This window comes from Ruminococcus sp. RTP21198st1_G1_RTP21198_201120, assembly GCF_040924265.1.
Classification (GTDB): domain Bacteria; phylum Bacillota; class Clostridia; order Oscillospirales; family Ruminococcaceae; genus Hominimerdicola; species Hominimerdicola aceti.
Map to the genome: position 1 here is coordinate 76,665 of NZ_JBCOMH010000013.1, position 19,679 is coordinate 96,343.

Genomic DNA, 19,679 nt, shown 5'->3' on the forward strand with positions numbered 1-19,679 from the left:
AACGATGTTCGATCCTGAATTTCAGAGGAAAGCACTGAGCCTTGTAATGGGCTTTATTATGGAGTTTTCAGGAGTATCTTCCGAACCTGAACCGATCGAGCTGACAGCGGATAACCTAAATGTATCGACAATATCTGTTTCCTGCCTGAAAGTCACTTGGGATGGCGATACTGACCGTGACTACACTGTGAGCTGCACGGCTCATGATGAAGATTACGCTTATGCGGACAATATGTATTTTGAGTTCAAATCCAATGAGCTTTGCTACATAACAGGTCTGCGTGAGGGTACGGAGTACACGGTAACGGTCGAGCCTGTTCTTTCAGATGATGAAAAGGACGGATATTCCGCAGTTTCCGCAAGTGCTGACGGAAAGACGGAAACGGTAGAGGTTATCTACGAATTTCCCGATGAAGAAGGCTGGGATTCGTGCTACTGTGGGGAACGCAGTTCTGGGCTTACAAGGTCACCATCATGGGACGCTATTCAAGGCTGTTCTGTGGACACTATTACAGGCACTGGAATAATGCGTGATGAGTACGGAGATTACTGCTGTGCTATGGGCGTATGGTACGGATATTGCGGTGACAGATTTCTCGTCACCAACGAGGCAGGACAACAGTTTACCGTCAAGATTTGCGACAGTAAAGGTTATGCTGATGATGGTGAGGGTAAATACCATTGGTTTGGCGGTGCAGGCAACGGAAAGTGTATCATAGAGTTTATTTATGATGATAATTCACTTCCGTCCTGCGTGGCATTCAGCGGAAGTTGGGGCTACTATAATTGGAACGGGCTTGACCTGAGTTCCAATATCACAAGTATTAAAAAGATCAACTACGGCGAACCCGTAGAATACTAAATTTGGAGGTTTCTATTATGAACGTAAAGAAGATCATCAAGGGTATTATCGGACTCGGTGCGATCGGCGGTGTTGCCTACGCTGCTTACAAGCTCGGTGAGTGCAGCGGTGAGATGAACGAGAGGATTCACGCTATGGCTGACATTGAGGACGGTGACGGCGAGCATTCCGAGGACGATGATGAAGATCATCATCTGATGGTGTTTGATGAGCCAGACGATGGCTGTCTTGCTCCCGTCAAAGAAGCTGTCACATCTTCTGACAGCAGAAAGGGGCTTACCACCAATAATGATGCTCCCGACGAGATGAACGATGCACCGTCCGAAATGGAAAAGCCTTTACCGCAGGAAGATAGTCCAAAGACTGCGGTAAAAGCGGTCACAGTTCCTGTCAGGAAGTACGCTCCTTTGAGCAGTATTAAAATTCGTGGTATTTCCCGAAGTGAAATAGAAATGCTGCTGATTTGGATGATACGTCATAGAGCGTTTTATAAGGTTGATTTAACCTATGTGATCAATGCAGGCTCAACGAAAGTCAACCAAGTCTGTGATGCGTTTCTCAAAGCAGGATATATCCGCAAGGAGGAAAATAGCAAAAAGACATACTGTAATCTTACAAAAGAGGACTATTACAGGCTGTTGTTAGAAGAATAAAAGCACACTTCCCATGATGGGAAATGTGCTTTGGTAGATGTGTTATGCCGGAACGTTTTTCATTTCTTCTTCAAGCTCGTTGATCGCTTCAATAGGAAGTTTAGTGGCTTTTGCAATATCTTCCTTAGAAACTGTGCCTAACTGCAATAAATTATAGGCAATTCTGAGCTTTTCTTCGGTAATTCTTTCTTCCATTGCCTTGCACATATAATCCACTCCTTCCGGTGTTTCTTTGAAAAATCTGGTACGGTCTGCTAACGGTGATAATAACATTTCGTCTGCCTTACTGCACCTGAAATCATGTATCAGCTTGGCAAGATCGGAGTTATCGTCCTTGTTTTCGTATGCGCCGTTTATATAAAGAATATGTTCTCCGTCATTAAACGGCTCACCCGTGGCAAGGTTCATACGCTCTATTGGATAAACAGCTTTTCCTTTGCCGAAGAAATCATTTTCGGTAATGAATATCACATAAGTGTTGGGCAACTTTTCAAACTGCTGTTTCTCCCTGAGATTATCAACGTCCATCGCACTTGAATGGTATCTTGCCCTTTGAGGAGATGCCCCCTTATCCTGCCTCTGCACTTCAATGTCATATTGCTGATTTTCATCATCAACACCAAATACATCAAGGCAAATAGAGCGTTCCCCAAAAAGATGCTGTAGATCGTACTGTGTTTCTTCTTTGGTGAGCTTCAGATCGGGCTTTCCGATGATAATACGAAGCACATACTGAGCAAGTTCAAGATTATTCCTGAAAAGCTCACGCATGAAATCATCGTCAAGAGGACGATATTTGGCAAGCTGTTCAAGGTTTTGCTGACGTTCTTCTTCGGGCGTAAGTATTGGTTTGATCTTAGCCAATGGTATGCACCTCTTATATAGTATTCTTATTCAATACTATTATATCACATCTGCCCCGAAAAATCAATAACAAATTTATTACGAAAGGACGTGTTTTAGCATGATTCTTATCATCGGCGAAAAGCCGAGTGTTTCAAGAGCCATATCCGCCGTTGTCGGAGCTTCTTCCGCACACAAAGGCTACACCGAGGGAAACGGCTATATCGTTTCTTGGTGTGTCGGACATCTTGTCGGGCTGAAATATCCGAATGACTACGGCAACGGCTGGGACCGGAAGTGGAGCTTTTCACAGCTCCCTATGATACCCGACAAGTGGCAGTTTCAGGTCACGGACAGCACAAAGGCGCAGTACAATCTCCTGAAAAGCCTTATAAACAGGGACGATATTTCGGAGATCATCTGTGCAACAGACGCTGACCGTGAGGGCGAATGTATTTTCCGCTATGTCTATAATATGGCGAACTGCAAAAAAAACGTGAAGCGTTTGTGGGTTTCTTCTCTTGAAGAATCAGCTATCCGCAAGGCTCTTACAGCGATGAAGCCTATGTCTGCATATGATAATCTGTTTTCAGCAGGCTATGCCCGTGCAAGGGCTGACTGGCTTGTGGGAATGAACGGTTCTCGGCTGTTTTCCGTTCGCTACGGCGGTAAGCTCAACATCGGGCGTGTTCAGACACCGACACTTGCAATGATCGTTCAGCGTGATGCCGAGGTAAACGGCTTTGTGAAGCAGAAGTATTTTACTGTTGACCTGAACTGCGGAGACTTTATTCTTTCTTCTGCGAGAATTGATGATGAAAATGCCGCTGATACACTTGTTTCTGCCTGTGACGGCAACACGGTCACTATCAGTTCGGTCAAGCGTGAGGTCAAGACCGATAAAGCTCCGAAGCTCTATGACCTGACCACGCTTCAAAGAGAAGCAAACAAGGCTTTCGGCTATACGGCACAGCAGACACTCGACTATACGCAGTCGCTCTATGAGGGAAAGCTCGTCACTTATCCTCGTACTGACAGCCAGTATCTCAGCGATGATATGGCGCAGACGGCACTTGATGTGGCAAAGCTCTGTGATACCAATTTCGGGTTTGGCATTTCGCATACTCCCGATATTTCTAAGGTTATCAACAATACTAAGGTATCGGGGCATCATGCAATTATCCCCACAAGCGGTATCGCTACGGCTGACCTTTCTTCTCTGCCGTCGGGTGAAAAGAATGTCCTTACGCTGATCGCAACAAAGCTGATCTGTGCAACGGCTCCGGCGCACAAGTATGAAGCGGTCCAGTTCACAGGTATCTGCAACGGTACGAAGTTCACGGCAGCAGGCCGCACGGTGCTTGAAATGGGTTGGAAAGCCTATGAAAAGCAGACCGACAAGAAGAATGAGGAAAAGGCTCTGCCTGCGGTATCTGAGGGACAGACTTTCACGGTTGCTGCAAGCAAGGGCGAACACTTCACTTCTCCTCCGAAGCCCTATACCGAGGACACACTTCTCTCCGCTATGGAGAGAGCCGGAAATGAGAACTATGACGAGGACACGGAGAAAAAGGGACTCGGCACTCCTGCCACAAGGGCCGCTACGATCGAAGCACTTGTAAAGAATGGCTATGTGGAGCGTGTCGGCAAACAGCTCAGGGCAACGGATAAGGGCAAGGAGCTTGTGACGGTCGTTCCCGATGAAGTCAAGTCTGCAAAGCTGACCGCTGAATGGGAATCGAAGTTACAGCAGATCGAACACGGCAGTCTGCCCGAAGCAGTCTTTATGTCGGGCATTACGCAGTTCATCACTGAAATGTGCGGTAAATATGGCTCAGTGGATAAGTCTGTTTCACTTTCTGACGGCAGTAATGAGCCTATCGGGAAATGCCCGAAGTGCGGTGCAGATGTAGTCAAGGGTAAGTTTGGCTTCTACTGCAAGGGCAAGTGCGGTATGAATATCGCAAAGGTGTACGGTGTGGAGCTTTCCGATACCCAGGTCAAGGGACTACTGAACGGTAAATCGACTTCCTATACATCTAAGGGCAAAAAGACCATTGTGCGCCCTGAGCTCGTGGAGAATCCGTACAATGGGAAGATGTATTATCAGTGGAAAACGGAGAGGGGTATATAAAAACAGCAAGGGTGTCCTTGCTGTTTGGTGATAGCTATATAAAGCAGAATAATGCTACACAGGAACATCACCATTAATTGGAATAGCATCTGTATTTTTTGTTGACCAAAGAATCAACTGTTCAACGAATTTCGGAGTGATGATTTCCGGAATATGAAACGGAAGAAAATATCTGTTCCATCGTCCATTTGTTTTTTTCGCCTGAAACATTCTGCCTTTGCTTATTATATATTCCTTCTCAGTTTGAAGCGGACAAGCCAGAATATAGGATTTATCATCTGATACTATATTCAGAATATTGTACGGAGATTCATCGTCTAAAGCAACATACCATAAATATGTTTGACTATCGACAATTATTTTACGTCTACCTTTGGAACGTATGCTCATAGAATATCACCTTTGCAAATTCTGAATAATCGGAAGGACGCTCTTAACTACTTTATTATATCAAACTACCGCTGAAAAGTCAATTATTTGGCTTAAAGCAGAAAGGATAATCTTTATGAACAATAACCAGCTTACGGAAGTCGCAAAGATCCTCGGTGTCTCCGAGGACAGCGTTTCAGCTATGGACGATGAGATCAAAAACAGTATGACAGCGGTTTTTGAACAGGTCGCCGTGAAAAACGATGAGGACAAAAAGGCTGTCTTTGAAGCCCTCGACAATCTGTGGCAGAAAGGCTCAATCTATATTGAGTTGAGTGAAGTCGCAAAGTCCACGGGTATCACCACCGAAACGCTCCGCAGCCTTGACTATGAGACTCAGCAGACTATCGTCTATGAGTTCATGATGGACAGCTCTCAGACCGCCCGTTTTTATGACCTTGTGAACAAGGCTCTTGCGGTCGCAGACCTCCCGAATGTGGCAAAGCTCATCGGTACTCCCGTTCGTGCGCTGAGGTCGCTCCCTCGCCGTATTCAGGAGAATATCTGCGGTGCGTATGCTATGGAGTACGATGCCGACAGCACGAATATGGAGCTTATCGACAACATCAGGGAGATGATCGCACCGTGACAGATTTCCCGTATATCGGCGGTATCGAAGTTTCCACTATCAAAAACCGTGAGTTTATCAGCATTGAAACGGACAAGGCTCAGGCTATCGTGGTGGCACTCGACAAGAGCAATATTCCTTTTTCTGCCCGATTTGGCGATGCCGAAATGGTGCTGACCTATGACGGCAGCTACAAGGAACAGGTCGAGGAGATCATCGCAAAGGCACAGTCCGGCGACTATGAAGCATTGCTCCGTGAGCTGCAAGTTTACGGAGTGCCTGACGGCTATTATCGACTGCTCGGTGAAGTTGCGGAGCTTCTGAATACAACAGTAAGTTTCTTGCAGTCCCGTCCCAATGAAGTTCAGCTATTGCTCTGCAAGACATACACGGACTTTTGGCTGTGTGACGATGCAACGATTCAGCGCGAGCTTGACCGTATCATCACAGTCAACGGCAGAACGCTCTCGGATATTTCGGAGTATGAACGCAAGAAGCAACAGGAGAAAACTCCTGCCGAACCTGTGCAGACGGCGGATAAAGTTCGTTCATTCACGGAGCTTTATGATGCTTACCAGCGCCGTCATGCCAATGACCACTTTACAAGAGAAGCCCATAAACATCTGGCTGAGATCGCCCGACGCAGACAGCGTGACGAACAGGAGCGAGCCACACAGACAGAAGAAAGAGAAAGGAAGAACAGACCATGAAGAAGTTTATCATCATCGGAAGTGCCGTTGTTACGGCTGTGACCGCAGCGGTTATCATCATCGTGAGAAAGAGAAAGTGAGGTAGCCTATGCCCGTACAAGATAATGACGATAAGAGAACCGCCGACCAGCCTGCGGTCGATGCGGAGGAGGAAATTAGAAGAAAACAGGCGCAGGCGCAGGAACAGCAGCAGGAAGAGTCCGGCGCTCAGAAGTCGGGCAAACTTCTTCCTTTTCTGAACGCAAAGGCGGAGCATCATCAGAGCCGTATCGACTCCCTTGACGAGAAGATCGCCAATCAGACGGACAAGATCGACCGCAACAAGGCGAAGATCGAAGCACTCTCCGCAAAGGCTGACAAGCTCGAAGATACGAACCGTATGCTGAAAGCGACTATCGGCAATCTGCCGGGTATCCGCACTCTCATCGCAAATAACGAGAAGCGTATTCAGGCTATCCGTGAGGTCAAGATCCCGAAGCGGCAGGAAAAGATAGATCAGGGTTGGAAGAAGATCGACACCCTGACCGCAAAGCGTGACCGTATCGAACACAAGCTGAACCGTGTGATCGCACTCAATGACACGATCAGGAGTTTCGGTATTCACTTCAACAAGGAGCGCCGTGAAGCATTTGCAGATGCTATGACAAGGCTGAACAGCTCGACCGTGGACTGCCTGAGCGACAAGAAAGCAACGCTTGAAGCGAAAAGGCAGGATATTCTTGACACTTATAACGCTCCTGAAACGAGTGCCGTTGACAAGCTCAAACTCGGTGAACAGCTCAAGGGCGTGAATGAGCGTATCGGCGCACTGGAAAGCAAGATCATGAAGCTCGCCCGTCCCGAAACCCACTACGAGAAGCAGACCAATGACCAGCTCGATGCTTCTATGGTTCTCACAGGCGACAAGCTCGGTGAAATGGTGCAGAACGGCACTATGGATATGCCTTCTCTTGCTGAGGGTGCTGTGCAGGCGGCGCAGGAGGTCGAAACGCTTGACAGATCACAGGTCGCTTCGATCGCTGACAAGCTCGTTGACCAGCCGCTTGCAAGTGCGGAAATGCAGATGGAAGATGATTATAACATGATCGACGGTATCATCAACAACGGCAGCAAGGAGGACATCGACAAGGCAAGAGCTGAACTTCGTGAGGGTATCAAGAATATGGAGAGCCTTGCGGAAAATCCCTTTGTTCCCCAGGAGATGAGGGAGAATGCGACTTCGGAGCTTGAAAAGATGCGGAAACAGCTTGAACTGCTTGACAGCGCCGATGAGATCGAGGTCGAGTCATGGCTCATGACTATGGTGGATAACGGCGATGCAGTCCTCACCGATGACGGCGGTTTCAAGGTCAACCCCGATTATTACAAGGAGTTGCCCCGTGGTGATCGTCATGTGGAGACTATGACGGAGGTTCAGGCGGTCGAGGTCATGTCCGCATTGACTGCCGCAGGCGTGGCATATTCCGTTGCTACTAAGGGCGAGGATAAGGTCGGCATTACTGTTTCTAAAGCTGATGTTCCTGCCCTGAATGATGTGATGTACGCTTCTATCGGCAAGATCGCCCATACAGAAGCCGCAAAGGAAAACGGCGGTAAGGGCGAAAAGGGCAAGTATCAGACGATCAATCCCGAATACTATGCATCGCTCGGCAAGGACGAAAAGCACACTCGTGTTGAGCCTATCGGCACAGCACGGAAGATCGTGGCAGAGCTGCAAAAGCAGAATATCCCGTATTCTGCGGTAGTCCGCAAGAATGACACGGTGGCAGTCACAGTCTCTAAGGCGAATGCTCAGGCATATAAGCAGATCGAGAGTGCTGTCAAGGGCGAAAGAGCCGTGGAGTATGTCAATCCCGACTTTTTCAAGGCACTCCCGAAGCAGGAGCGTTTTACGCAGCGTATGGACGAGGGGCAGGCTCGGAAGAAGTCGGCAGAGCTGACCGCAAAGGGCGTGGAACACTCTGCGGTGTTCGGCGGTGAGAAGTCCGCTGTCACAGTCGCAAAGAAGGACTCGCAGAGAGCTTTCTTCTCCCGTGGCAGAATGCAGCGTGACGCACAGCGTATCAGTGGTCGAGGACAGCAGAAGTCTCAGCAGAGAGAACAGACACCCAAAAAGAGAAAGAATCAGGGGCTTGAATAAATGCGTGTAACAGATGAACAGAAAGAAAGGGCGGCATTTGTCAATCTTCCTCAGTTCCTCATGGCTCACGGCTTTGACCTGAAAAAAGTCGGCAGAGAGTATGTGTGGAAGGATCACGATAGCCTGCACATCAAGGATAACGGTCCAGGTGAGCGTGGTGCTTGGTTCAGGTTCAGCGAGGACAAGGGCGGCGATAACATCGGATTCCTGCGTGAATACATGGGAATGTCTTTCGTTGATGCGGTCGAAGCTCTCACGGGCGAACACATCGACCGCACTTATACTCCGTCCCGCACATACGAACAGAAGCCGAAAACAGTAACGGCAAGGGAGCTTTCCCTTGCCGAAGCTGACAATGCAAGGCGTGTGTTTGCGTACCTGTGCAAAATAAGAGGGCTTGACTATGATATGGTATCGGCTCTTGTCCGTGGTGGAAGTATCGCCCAGGAAGAAAAGACAGGCAATGTGCTTTTCAAATACTATGACGATCAGGGCAAAGTGATCGGTGCTGAAAAGGTCGGCACATCAACAGAACACAAATTCAAAGGAATTGCAACAGGCTCGGCAGCAGGACACGGCTTTGAAGTAGTCCGTGGCACAGGAGAAAAGGCTTTTTTCTTTGAGTCGGCTATTGATATGCTCTCCTATCTGCAAATGCACGATAAAGAGCTGACCGATTGCAGGCTCGTTTCCATGATGGGCGTGAAGCCGAATATCGTGCTTGATACAATGCTCAGGCACAATATCTCTCCTGAGAATGTATTGTTATGCTCCGACAATGATACCGCAGGCAATGATTTTGCCCAGCGTTTGCAGGAGCAGTATCCCGACATGAAGCGTGTTATCACTCCCGATACATATAAAGACTGGAATGATATGCTTCGTGGTATCCCAAAAGCAGTAGAACATGAGACTGAGAAAAAGGAGGTTCAGCAGACAGATATGCAAAGATACGGCAATGAAATGTGGCACAAGGCGACAGATAACAGAGACAAGAGCCTTGTGACGATTCAGGCTGCTGATTTTGCAAGATTGCAGGAACAGCTTGACAGATCGGGCATCAACTATTATGCCTATGCCCGTGATAATTCCGTCATTATGGCGATCAATGACAAAGATGTGGAGTGGTTCAAGCGTATCGCAGGCACTCCCGACCTTGTTCCCACCAAATCCAACAGACCATACTCTCCGCCCGAAAAAAACATCTTCGGTTCTGCGGAGTATCGCTATATCCCGCAGAAAGAGTATCTTTCGGCAGATCGTGACCTTGTGCTGAAAATGGCTGAGATCATGGCGAAGCGTGGTATGCAGTTTTCGGGCAGAGTGTATCCGTCCGGCAAGGGTACGCTGACGGTTTCTCACGCTGACCTCTTTGCTGTCCGCAATATCAGGGACTCTGTTATAAATATGCGTAAGCAGTTTGCAAGTCCCGATAAGGCGCAGGAAGTCGGCAACCGTGACTATCGTGCGAACCGTGATACCCATTATTATATGTCAAAGCTCACACCTGAACAGTTCAAGGAGGTCAAGCCTTTCCTTGAAACAAGTGTGAGCTATCACGCTGTTGTCCGTGACGGAAAGGTCGCATTTGCGGTGGATAAGGAGAACGCTCCTGCATTTCACCGTGCGCTTGAAAACGCTGTCCGTGAGACAAATATGCTCCGCAAAATGGCTGACCTCGGTTTGCCGATGGAGCAGAATATCGCTCTTTCGCCCGTAGTCCACCGCCTTGCTGTCGAGGATATGCAGCTTGATCTTGCTGATTTCTTTGACAGCAGATACGATGAAGCACAGTTTGGCGAGATGCTCTCGCTTGTGAACGCATATATCGCTCAGGCTCCGGCTGAACGCTACGGCGAAAACAGCAAGCTGACCGATATGCTTGAAGCGAAGTCCAGCTTTGACCGCAGTATCGAGCTTTCGGACTTCTTTTCTCTGCACGATTTCTCCGATGAGCAGAGAGCCGCAATTACGGCTATGTTTGTCGGTGATGTGACGAGAGGACAGATCGACAGCATTGACGAGACTTTCACGGCTGAGGACATTCAGGCATACGATGAAATTCTCCATAATGCTTTGCAGGAATCCGATGTTGCGGACTTCCTGACTGCCCATAAGCAGGCGGTTATTGACCGTGAGAACGCAAACAGAGTTCCCACTGAGGAAGAAGTGCTGTTCCCGAAGGCTGACCTTGCGAAGTTCCTTGCGGAGCGTACTCTTTCTTCTGATGAATGGGAGGATATGGCTTATCCGCTGTTTGAGCGTGGTTATCTTGAAAAGCACAAGCCCAGCGATAAGGCGGCTTTCGGCTATCATCTGAGCGAGCCTGCATTCTATGACCTTGCCCGTCGTTTTCATGACGGTGAGGATATTCGCAAGGAGCTTGCACTCGGTCTTTTAGAAGGCGGCAATTCTGCGGATATTGAGTTCGTTTTTGAACAGGGTGAAATGACCGACCGCACCTATTATTATGCTGAAAACCTCCGCCACTCTCTGCATCTGGAGAGGACTGAGGACGGCTTCAAGTGCAGTTTCGGCGGTATGGAGCGCTTTGTCTCCTTTGAGGAGATCGGACAGGCTTTCATCGACCGTATCCATGAGGAATATGAGGACTTGGCATATTGGGCGGTGCTTGATTTTATCAAGGACGATATTCCCGATATTTCCGATGATACGGTAAAGGAGCTTATCTCTGCATTTGACGGTGCCGCACTCCACGGTTGGGAAAACGGCGATAATATCCCGAAGCTCAACCGTATCAAAAAGGCTCTGTTTGATGTTCTCGGTGACGAGGACCAGACCGAAAAAGCCTTTGCTTGTATCGCAAAGCACAAGTACGATGTGACCTTTGAAGCTGAAAAGCCCGAAAAGCAGCCGGATAGCCTGTCCTTCCATTTTGGCAAGGATAAGGGCGATGAATGGGTTAGCGAGAGCGACATCGTTCACGATTTTGCACTTGCACACCCTGATTGCAGTTTTGCTCTCGGCAATGCTGTCCTTGAATACCTCGATGAGAAGCAGCACTCGGAGCGTAATATCCCTGAGCTGAAAGCAGGCTGGTATAAAAAGACCGATTTCAGTATTACCGCTGTTATCAACGGTGAGGAGTTCAACTATGACGGCCGCTTTGATATTGGCGATGGCAAAGGCACGGGTGGCGGTTCGCTGATCGACCATATCCGCACATATAATGAGGGTATCCTCGGCTATACGCAGCACCCGTTCAATCAGCCGGAATATAAGGAAAGGGCGCAGAGAATGCTTGACATTTTCGTTCCTTTCCTTGAAGCATATTCTGAGCTGACCGCTGAGGAACAGCGTATCTTCGACGATTTCAAGGCACAGTACCCGATCCGCACCTATGATGATGTGGAAAAGGAACAGGGTAAGTTCCAGATCTATCAACTCCCCGGCGGTGAGAAGTATCACGGTGTCCGCTTTGAGGGGCTTGACAGGCTGAAAGCAGAGGGCGTACAGCTCAATAGGGACGATTATGAGCTTGTATATGAGGGCTTAGTCGGTGAGTTCAGAGGAAATGCAACTCTTGAAGGCATTTTCACTCAGTTCAACACCAATCAGCCTGCGGACTTCTCAGGTCACTCCCTTTCGGTTTCCGATGTTATCGTCATTTCAATGGACGATAAGGACACGGCATATTATTGCGACAGCTTCGGCTTTACCGAAATGCCTGAATTTTTCCTTGAAAAAGAAAGGACACAGGAGAAGTCTGTGCCGTCTGTTGCCGATCTTGCTGTCGGTGATATTATCATGTATGACGGCGCTCGCCGTGAGATTGAGGAAATTAGTCCTGACCGTATCAAGATGAAAGACCTTGATGCACCCGATTACGGCGGTATTCTGCTCGGCACTTCCGATGTGCTTGCCTATGACGGCTGGCAGCAGGATATGGAGGAAAAGGGCTTTGAGATTCTGTCTAAGGACGGTCAAGCTGCGGAAAAGACAGAGCCGGAGGACAAAGGACCAGTCTCTCTGCGAAAAGTCGGTGACTTTTACGAGATGTACGGCAAAAATGCGGAGATCGGTGCGGAAGTTCTCGAACTGCATATGACATCAAAAAACGGTCAGCCTATGGTCGGTTTCCCCGATCATGTCAAGGACGAATACTCCGCAAAGCTTCGTGAAGCAGGATATACCGTTCTGATCGAACAGGCATTTGAACTGAATCCTCCGAAGCGTGAAGCGGAAAAGCTCCAGACCTTACAGCAGGTCGTTGACAAGTTCTTCGGAACAGACTGCGAATCTGCGGAAACGGAGCGTGGCACATGGAAACTGGCTATCGCTGACGGCGAAAAGGTCGGTGAACTGTTTTATGGCGGCGATCCCGTCTGCGGTATCTATAACCGTGGCGACAAAATGGAGATCGAGCCTTACCGTGAGCTGACAACATTTCCTGCACTCCTGCGCACAGCTATGATTGAGCATAATCCTGACAAGCCTGTGGAGATCATGGACTTTCAGCGTACATTTGAAACTCCGCTTGACAAGGCAAAGTGGCTTATCAACGATTTCTGTGAAGCTGAGTACCGTGAAGAAGCGGATTTCTCCGATCTGCATAGTGTAGGTCTTGCGTTTACTACGCTGACAGACGATGAGCTGCCTATTCAGGTAACGGCTGACCTTGTTGACTTCAAGATCACTCACGAATTTGACGGTGAGGTATTCGATACAGAGCAGTTTGATAGTATCGAGGATATGATCGAGAATGGTCTGACTGATCTTGATTTCAGCGATCTTGTATCTGTACCCGATGAAGTGATCGAGCGTCACACTGGTAAGGACGAACAGACGGTAGAGCTTATGAGCGATGCCGCCGATGCAGCAGATATTTCTTCTCCTGCCGATGATGTTCCTGCGGTCACTCTGAAATACAAGGGCGATGCCGAGAGCCTTGACGAGATCAAGGACAAGGCACTTTCTCTCGGTGCTACGGTTATCGTGGACAATGCTGAGGGTATCATTTCCATTGACACTTATGCAGACCACACGGCAGAGCTTGACACGCTTGCCTATGAGCTGGGTGTTATGGCGGTCGATGATGCTCCTGCGGTGGCAACTCCTGAACAGGAGACTGCGGATATTGACAAGCCCCTTTTCACCGATACGGCTGTCATTGACGAGATTCAGCGTAATGAAAATGCTGATGTTCCGTTTTGGGAAATGCCCGAAGCACAGGGCGAACAGCTCTCTCTTTTCGGTGATCCTGAACCGCTGACCGCTTCAAAGCCCGCACCTGAAAAGCCAAAGTCTGAATTTGCCAAAGATCCGGTGGTGGACGGTGTTCAGGTCTATGAAGCACTTGCCGCAGAGATCGACCGTGGAACTGGCTTTGTTCACGGCAAGCTCCGTGTGCAGGACTTCTATGAGGAACAGCACCCGACAATTCAGCGGCTTGCCGATTTTTTGAAAAAGGAATACGGAACAGGCGGACACAGCGGTGAGGGTAAGATCTCACTCGTTGACTATAATTCTCAGGGTATCACATTCAGCTTTGAGAACGGCGAAAAGTTCCGTCATTCGTGGTACAATGTCGCAACAATGACAGAATCACGGCTCAGGGACGATACCTACCTTTCTGCTGAACAGAAAGCTGAGAGGGCTGCACTCAAAGCGGAAAAGGCTGAGGAGCAGAGCCACAAGATCGTGGAAGTCGGTGACCGATTTCGTCACAAGATTACTGGCGAGGTTTCTGAGGTTATTTCGCTGACTGGAGCGCTCCCGTTCTATTCGGACGATTGCACCATTCAGCGTGAAAGCAGCGGTTTCGCTGTGACGGAGAATATCTCATACGATAAGCTCCTGAACAGCGGTATGTATGAGTATATCGGCAAGGCTGAACCTGAAAAGGAGCAGTCTGCACCCGTGAAGCCTGAAAAGGCTGAGGGCACACCCGATAATTCTGCGGTCGCTCTCGAAGCAGAAAAGCCCGAAATTCCTACGATCAAGAACCTGTCTCAGCTCAAAAAGGCGATCAAACCAGGAATGATGTTTGAAATCACAGACCATCTCCGTCCTGAGTGCATCGGAGAACGCCGTATCGTAACAGGCGTAAGCACCGTTGATTTTACTTCCCGAAAGCTCGATGAAAACGGCGAACCTACAGGCAAAGACCTCCACATGGAGTTTGACCGTGCGAAGAACTGGACGTTTGACGGCGATGAACTGACTTCACGGCTTGATAACGGCGATATGCTCATGAGCTTTCATTTCATTGACAGCTTGGAGCGTGAGCAGATTGTTCAGGCTGAGAAAGAGCCGGAGGTCACACTTGTTGCTGATGAAGTCGATGTTACTGAAACGGAAGTAACTGCACCCGATAAGGGCGAAAACTTCACCATTACCGATGATGCTCTCGGTGAAGGCGGCGCAAAGGCGAAATTCCGTGCCAATGTTGACGCTATTAAAACGCTGAAAACACTTGAACGGGAGAAGCGTCCTGCGACCGCTGAGGAAAAGGAAACCCTGTCGAAATATGTCGGCTGGGGAGCTTTGGCAAAGGCTTTTGATAAGGACGATCCGAAGTGGGCCGCAGAGTATAAGGAGCTTTCCGAGCTGCTGACTCCGCAGGAGTACGCTCAGGCTCGTTCAACGGTCAATGATGCTTTCTATACTTCTCCTACGGTTATCGACGGCATCTATGAAGCTCTTGGCAATTTCGGATTTGACGGCGGTGCTGTCTTAGAGCCTGCAATAGGTATCGGCAACTTTTTCGGCAGAATGCCCGAAGAAATGCAGTCGCACTCTCAGCTCTACGGCGTGGAGATCGACTCGCTGTCCGGCAGGATTGCTCAGGCTCTCTATCCCGATGCGGATATTGCAATTCAGGGTTTTGAGCAGAACCGTTTTCAGAACGGCTGCTTTGATGTGGCTGTCGGCAATGTTCCGTTCGGTGAGCTTGGTTTCCGTGATACCGTCCACGATACCACGAAACTGCACGATTTCTTCTTTGCAGAAGCACTCGACAAGCTGAAAAACGGCGGAATTATGGCATTCGTGACCTCGGCAGGCACACTCGACAAGCGTGACGAAAGCACTCGCCAGTTGTTGGCTGATAAGGCTGACTTCATCGGTGCTATCCGTCTGCCGGGTGGCAAGAACGGAGCTTTTAAGGATAACGCCGGAACAGAGGTCACAACGGATATTATCTTCCTGAAAAAGCATGAAGGCAAGTCACTTGCCGAAATGTCCGATATTCCCGATTGGGTTCATATCGGTGAAACGGCTGACGGTCTGCCGATCAACAAATACTTTGAACAGCACCCTGATATGGTGCTTGGTACAGTGGTCGAGGGCAACAAGCTCTACGGCAGCGGTACTATGGTTGTCGCTGAGGACGGTTTTGACCTGAGATCGGCGCTCCATGAAGCGGTCGGAAAGCTGTCTGCGGAGATCAGTCATGAGCGTGGCAGAGATGTGTATGCGAAAACGGCTGACGGTGTGCAGGTGCAGATTCCGTCGAAACTGCGTAATTACAGCTTTTTCCTTTCTGACGATCAGGTCTTCTTCAAGAAAAATAATGCTGCCTGTGAGTTCCGTTTTGACAAGGGTACTGCACAGCACAAGCGTTTCAAGGCATTTATTGAGCTTCGTGATCTCACCCGTGAGCTGATCGAAGCAATGGAACTTGACAAGCCTGACAGCGTTATTAAGGATTTGCAGGCAAAGTTGAATGTGGCATACGATGATTTTTATAAGAAGTTCGGGCTTATCCACTCTCAGACCAACAAGCGTTACTTTGCGGAAGATGTTTCGTATAATCTTGTCGCAGGACTGGAAAAGAGCTATGATAAGACTAAGCTCCTTGAAAAGTCCGATATTTTCACAAAGCGGACTATCGTGCCGCCGAAGGCTGTGGAACACGTTGACACGGCACTTGAATCACTCACGCTCTCCATTGCAGAAAAAGCACGGGTTGACTTTGAGTACATGAGCAGTCTGACGGGTATGACCGAGGACGAGCTGAAGCACGACCTGACGGGCAATATCTTCAAGATTCCCCATACGGAGAATGAGTATCAGACGGCGAGTGAGTATCTATCCGGCGATATTCGCAAGAAGCTCCGTGAAGCTGAGGAGATCGCTGAATATGATCCCGACTTCAATATCAATGTATCAGCACTGAAACAGGCTATGCCCGAACCGCTTAAAGCCGGAGATATTGACATTAAGCTCGGTGCCGCTTGGCTTGATCCGAAATACTATGAGCAGTTCATGTATGAGCTGTTGCAGACTCCGGCATATCAGCGGAGTGACAGTCCGTCCGCCCGTTGGAACAAGTCTGCTATCGTGGGAGTGGAATACTCCGTACACGCTAATTCTTTCCATGTCAGCAACAAATCTTCCGACAGGTCGGTGCTTGCTACTCAGAAGTATGGCACTCACAAAATGAACGCTTATGACATCTTTGAGCATCTTCTGAACTTGCAAGAGCCGAAGGTCTATAAGACTATCGAAGTGCCTGACGGCTTGGGCGATACAAAGGAAAAGCGTGTGGTCGATATTGATGCTACTCGTGTGGTACAGCGTAAGGCTGACGATATTCGCAAGGCTTTCAAGGCGTGGATCTTCAAAGATTCTGCCCGCCGTGAAGCTATTGTGGAGCGTTACAATGAGCTGTTCAACAGTATCCGTCCCCGTGAGTTTGACGGCTCGGCTCTTTCTTTCCCGATGATGACTGCGGACATTCATCTGCACGATCATCAGAAAAATGCGATCGCTCACGCTATGTTTGGCGGTAATACGCTGTTTGCTCACTGTGTTGGTGCAGGCAAGACCTTTGAAATGATCGCAACAGCGATGGAATCAAAAAGGCTCGGTCTTTGCACAAAATCGCTTTTTGCCGTTCCGAATCATCTGACAGAGCAGATTGGTGACGATTTTCAGAAGCTCTATCCAGGTGCTAACATTCTTGTTGCGACAAAAAAGGACTTCAAGAAAGAGAACCGACAGCAGTTATTTGCTAAGATCGCTACTGGCAACTATGATGCGGTTATCATCGGTCACTCTCAGCTCGGTAAGATTCCTGTTTCTAAGGAGAGACAGGTCATGACGATCCAGAGCCAGATCGATGATATTCTTCGTGGTATCGAGGAGCTTAAAAAGAGCGAAGGCTCTAAGTTTCAGATCAAGGCTATGGAGCGTACCCGTAAAAGTCTGCAAAAGCAGCTTGATAAGCTCGAAAAGGCTAATCAGGACGATACTCTGACCTTTGAACAGCTCGGTATCGACCGTCTGTTCGTCGATGAAGCCCACGAGTTCAAAAACCTGTTCGTCGCCACAAAATTGCAGAATGTAGCCGGAATTTCCAATTCGGCTTCACAGAAAGCACTCGATCTTTTCCTCAAATGCAGATACCTCGATGAAAAGACTGGCGGCAAGGGCGTTATCTTTGCAACTGGCACACCTCTGAGCAATTCTATCACGGAATTGCACACTATGATGCGTTACTTGGAGTATGACTTCCTGCGTGATCACGGCTTACAGCACTTCGACAACTGGGTTGCGGTCTTTGGCGACCAGAAAACCGATTGGGAGCTAAAGCCTGCGGGCAATGGCTTCAAGGAGCGCACCCGTATCGCAAACTATACAGGTCTGCCCGAATTGATGAGTATGTTCAAGCAGGTCGCTGACATTCGTACTGCGGATACGCTGAAACTCGATGTACCTGATTGTGATTATCAGGTGGTCCAGGTCGAAGCTACTCCCTTTCAGCGGGAACTTGTTCAGGAGCTTGCCGACAGAGCTGACGCTATCAATGCAGGAAATGTTGATCCTACGATCGACAATATGCTCAAAATTACGTCGGACGGAAGAAAGCTCGGTCTTGATCCGAGACTGATTGATCCGTCCTTTGAGGATAACCCTGATACGAAGCTGAACAGGTGCGTTGAGAACGTAGCCCGTATCCACGCTGAAACGGCTGAGGACAGGCTTACGCAGATCATCTTCTGTGATTTGGGTGTTCCACACAAGGCAGCAGAAGCAGCGGTCGAGGGCGAAGATGCCGATGATGCTAAGGATAAGAAGTCTATTGCTGAGGTCGAATCTCTTGAAGAAGAATGCGACTTCTGCGTGTATGACGATATTCGTGACAAACTGATCGCAAGGGGTATCCCTGCGGAGGAGATCGCATATATCCACGATGCGAAAACCGAACAGCAGAAAGCTGACCTCTTTGATAAAGTCCGCAGCGGAGAGATCCGTGTCTTGCTCGGTTCAACTGCAAAAATGGGTACAGGTACTAACGTACAGAAACGGCTTATTGCAGTCCATGACCTCGATATTCCGTGGCGACCTGCCGACCTTGAACAGCGCGCCGGACGTATCATCAGACAAGGCAATGAAAACAAGAATGTTCAGATCTTCCGTTATGTCACCAAAGGCACGTTCGACGCTTATTCCTACCAGACATTGGAGAACAAGCAGAGGTTTATCTCTCAGATCATGACGAGTAAGACTCCCGCGAGAAAGTGCGAAGATGTAGACCAGCAGGCACTCACTTATTCCGAGATCAAGGCACTTTGTACTGGCGATGACCGTATCAAAGAGAAGTTGATGCTTGAAAATGAAGTGAAGGAACTGAGGATACTGGCTGCGGAACACCGCAACACAGTATTTGAAATGGAGGACAAGATCGCTCGTTTCCCCGAACAGGAGCAGAAACTTACAGCTATTCTTGCTGATCTCCATACAGACCGTGAAGCACTCCGCAAGCTCCCGATCGATCCTGAGCGAAAACTGCCCGTATTCAAAATCACCATTGGTGAGACTGAGTACACCGACAGAAAAGAAGCAGCTAAGGCTTTGGAAGATGCGGTGCTTGCTATCAAGTATGCGGATACTCCTGTTAAGGTCGGCTCGTTCCAGGGCTTTGACCTGAGCGTGACGGTAAACAGCAATATGATGGGCGGCGGTATGTCCGCTTGTCTGCAAGGTGCTACTTCACATACCACGAAGCTGATCGAGAGCTTTGCCCATAACCTGAACCGTCTTGAAGCTGCCCTCTACAACATCGACGGCAGAATCGAAAGGACACAGGATAACCTTGCGAAGCTCAGGCTTGACCACGCAGAAGCACAGAAGATCGTAGCAGAGCCGTTCCCTCAGCAGGAGGAGCTTGATACTAAGGAGCAAAGGCTGAAAGTCGTGACTGATGAGCTGAATCAGGCGGCTATCGAAGCGAAGAAGAACGCTCCGAAGCGTGAAAAGACTTGCTACTTTGAACGAGCTAAGATGAAACGTGATGCCGCAAGGCTCGCTAAAAAGCCGAAAACGCCGAAGGACAAGGCTAAGAGCAGGAGTAAGCAAGGAATTGAATAACAT

At 48.8% G+C, this 19,679-nt stretch carries 9 protein-coding genes; 7 read left to right on the plus strand and 2 right to left on the minus strand.

Going from position 1 to position 19,679, the window contains the following annotated elements:
- Positions 1-4: 4 nt before the first annotated feature.
- On the plus strand, positions 5-862 hold the full coding sequence (locus AB5627_RS09770; RefSeq protein ID WP_243246364.1) for a fibronectin type III domain-containing protein: 858 nt from the start codon (positions 5-7) through the stop codon (positions 860-862).
- Positions 863-879: 17 nt separating this feature from the next.
- Positions 880-1,515 carry a hypothetical protein gene (locus tag AB5627_RS09775; RefSeq protein WP_195221655.1) on the plus strand — a complete coding sequence of 212 codons (636 nt, stop codon included), beginning with the start codon at positions 880-882 and terminating at the stop codon, positions 1,513-1,515.
- 42 nt (positions 1,516-1,557) lie between these two features.
- On the opposite strand, the gene AB5627_RS09780 is transcribed toward AB5627_RS09775, so the two are convergent.
- A complete protein-coding gene (locus AB5627_RS09780) occupies positions 1,558-2,379 on the minus strand; it encodes a PD-(D/E)XK nuclease family transposase (protein WP_195221654.1) in 822 nt (273 codons plus the stop codon).
- Between the two features lie 100 nt (positions 2,380-2,479).
- Between AB5627_RS09780 and AB5627_RS09785 the strand changes: the two genes are divergently transcribed.
- On the plus strand, positions 2,480-4,492 hold the full coding sequence (locus AB5627_RS09785) for a DNA topoisomerase 3 (RefSeq protein WP_368369823.1): 2,013 nt from the start codon (positions 2,480-2,482) through the stop codon (positions 4,490-4,492).
- A gap of 54 nt (positions 4,493-4,546) precedes the next feature.
- Here AB5627_RS09785 and AB5627_RS09790 read toward each other — a convergent pair whose 3' ends face one another.
- Entirely contained in the window at positions 4,547-4,882 is a 336-nt protein-coding gene (locus AB5627_RS09790) for a hypothetical protein (RefSeq protein ID WP_195221652.1), read from the minus strand.
- A 115-nt stretch (positions 4,883-4,997) separates the two neighbouring features.
- Between AB5627_RS09790 and AB5627_RS09795 the strand changes: the two genes are divergently transcribed.
- From AB5627_RS09795 to AB5627_RS09810, 4 genes are all read left to right on the plus strand, one after another.
- Positions 4,998-5,510, plus strand: coding sequence for a hypothetical protein (locus AB5627_RS09795; protein WP_195221651.1), 513 nt, complete (start codon positions 4,998-5,000; stop codon positions 5,508-5,510).
- Positions 5,507-6,199: a hypothetical protein gene (locus AB5627_RS09800; RefSeq protein ID WP_287214462.1), complete on the plus strand. Its 693-nt coding sequence runs from the start codon at positions 5,507-5,509 to the stop codon at positions 6,197-6,199. Before AB5627_RS09795 ends, AB5627_RS09800 begins: the two co-directional genes overlap by 4 nt.
- Positions 6,200-6,287: 88 nt before the next feature.
- Entirely contained in the window at positions 6,288-8,339 is a 2,052-nt protein-coding gene (locus tag AB5627_RS09805; protein ID WP_287214460.1) for a DUF4316 domain-containing protein, read from the plus strand.
- Positions 8,340-19,676, plus strand: a complete 11,337-nt coding sequence (locus tag AB5627_RS09810) for a YodL domain-containing protein (protein WP_368369824.1) — start codon at positions 8,340-8,342, stop codon at positions 19,674-19,676.
- The last annotated feature ends 3 nt before the right edge of the window (positions 19,677-19,679 follow it).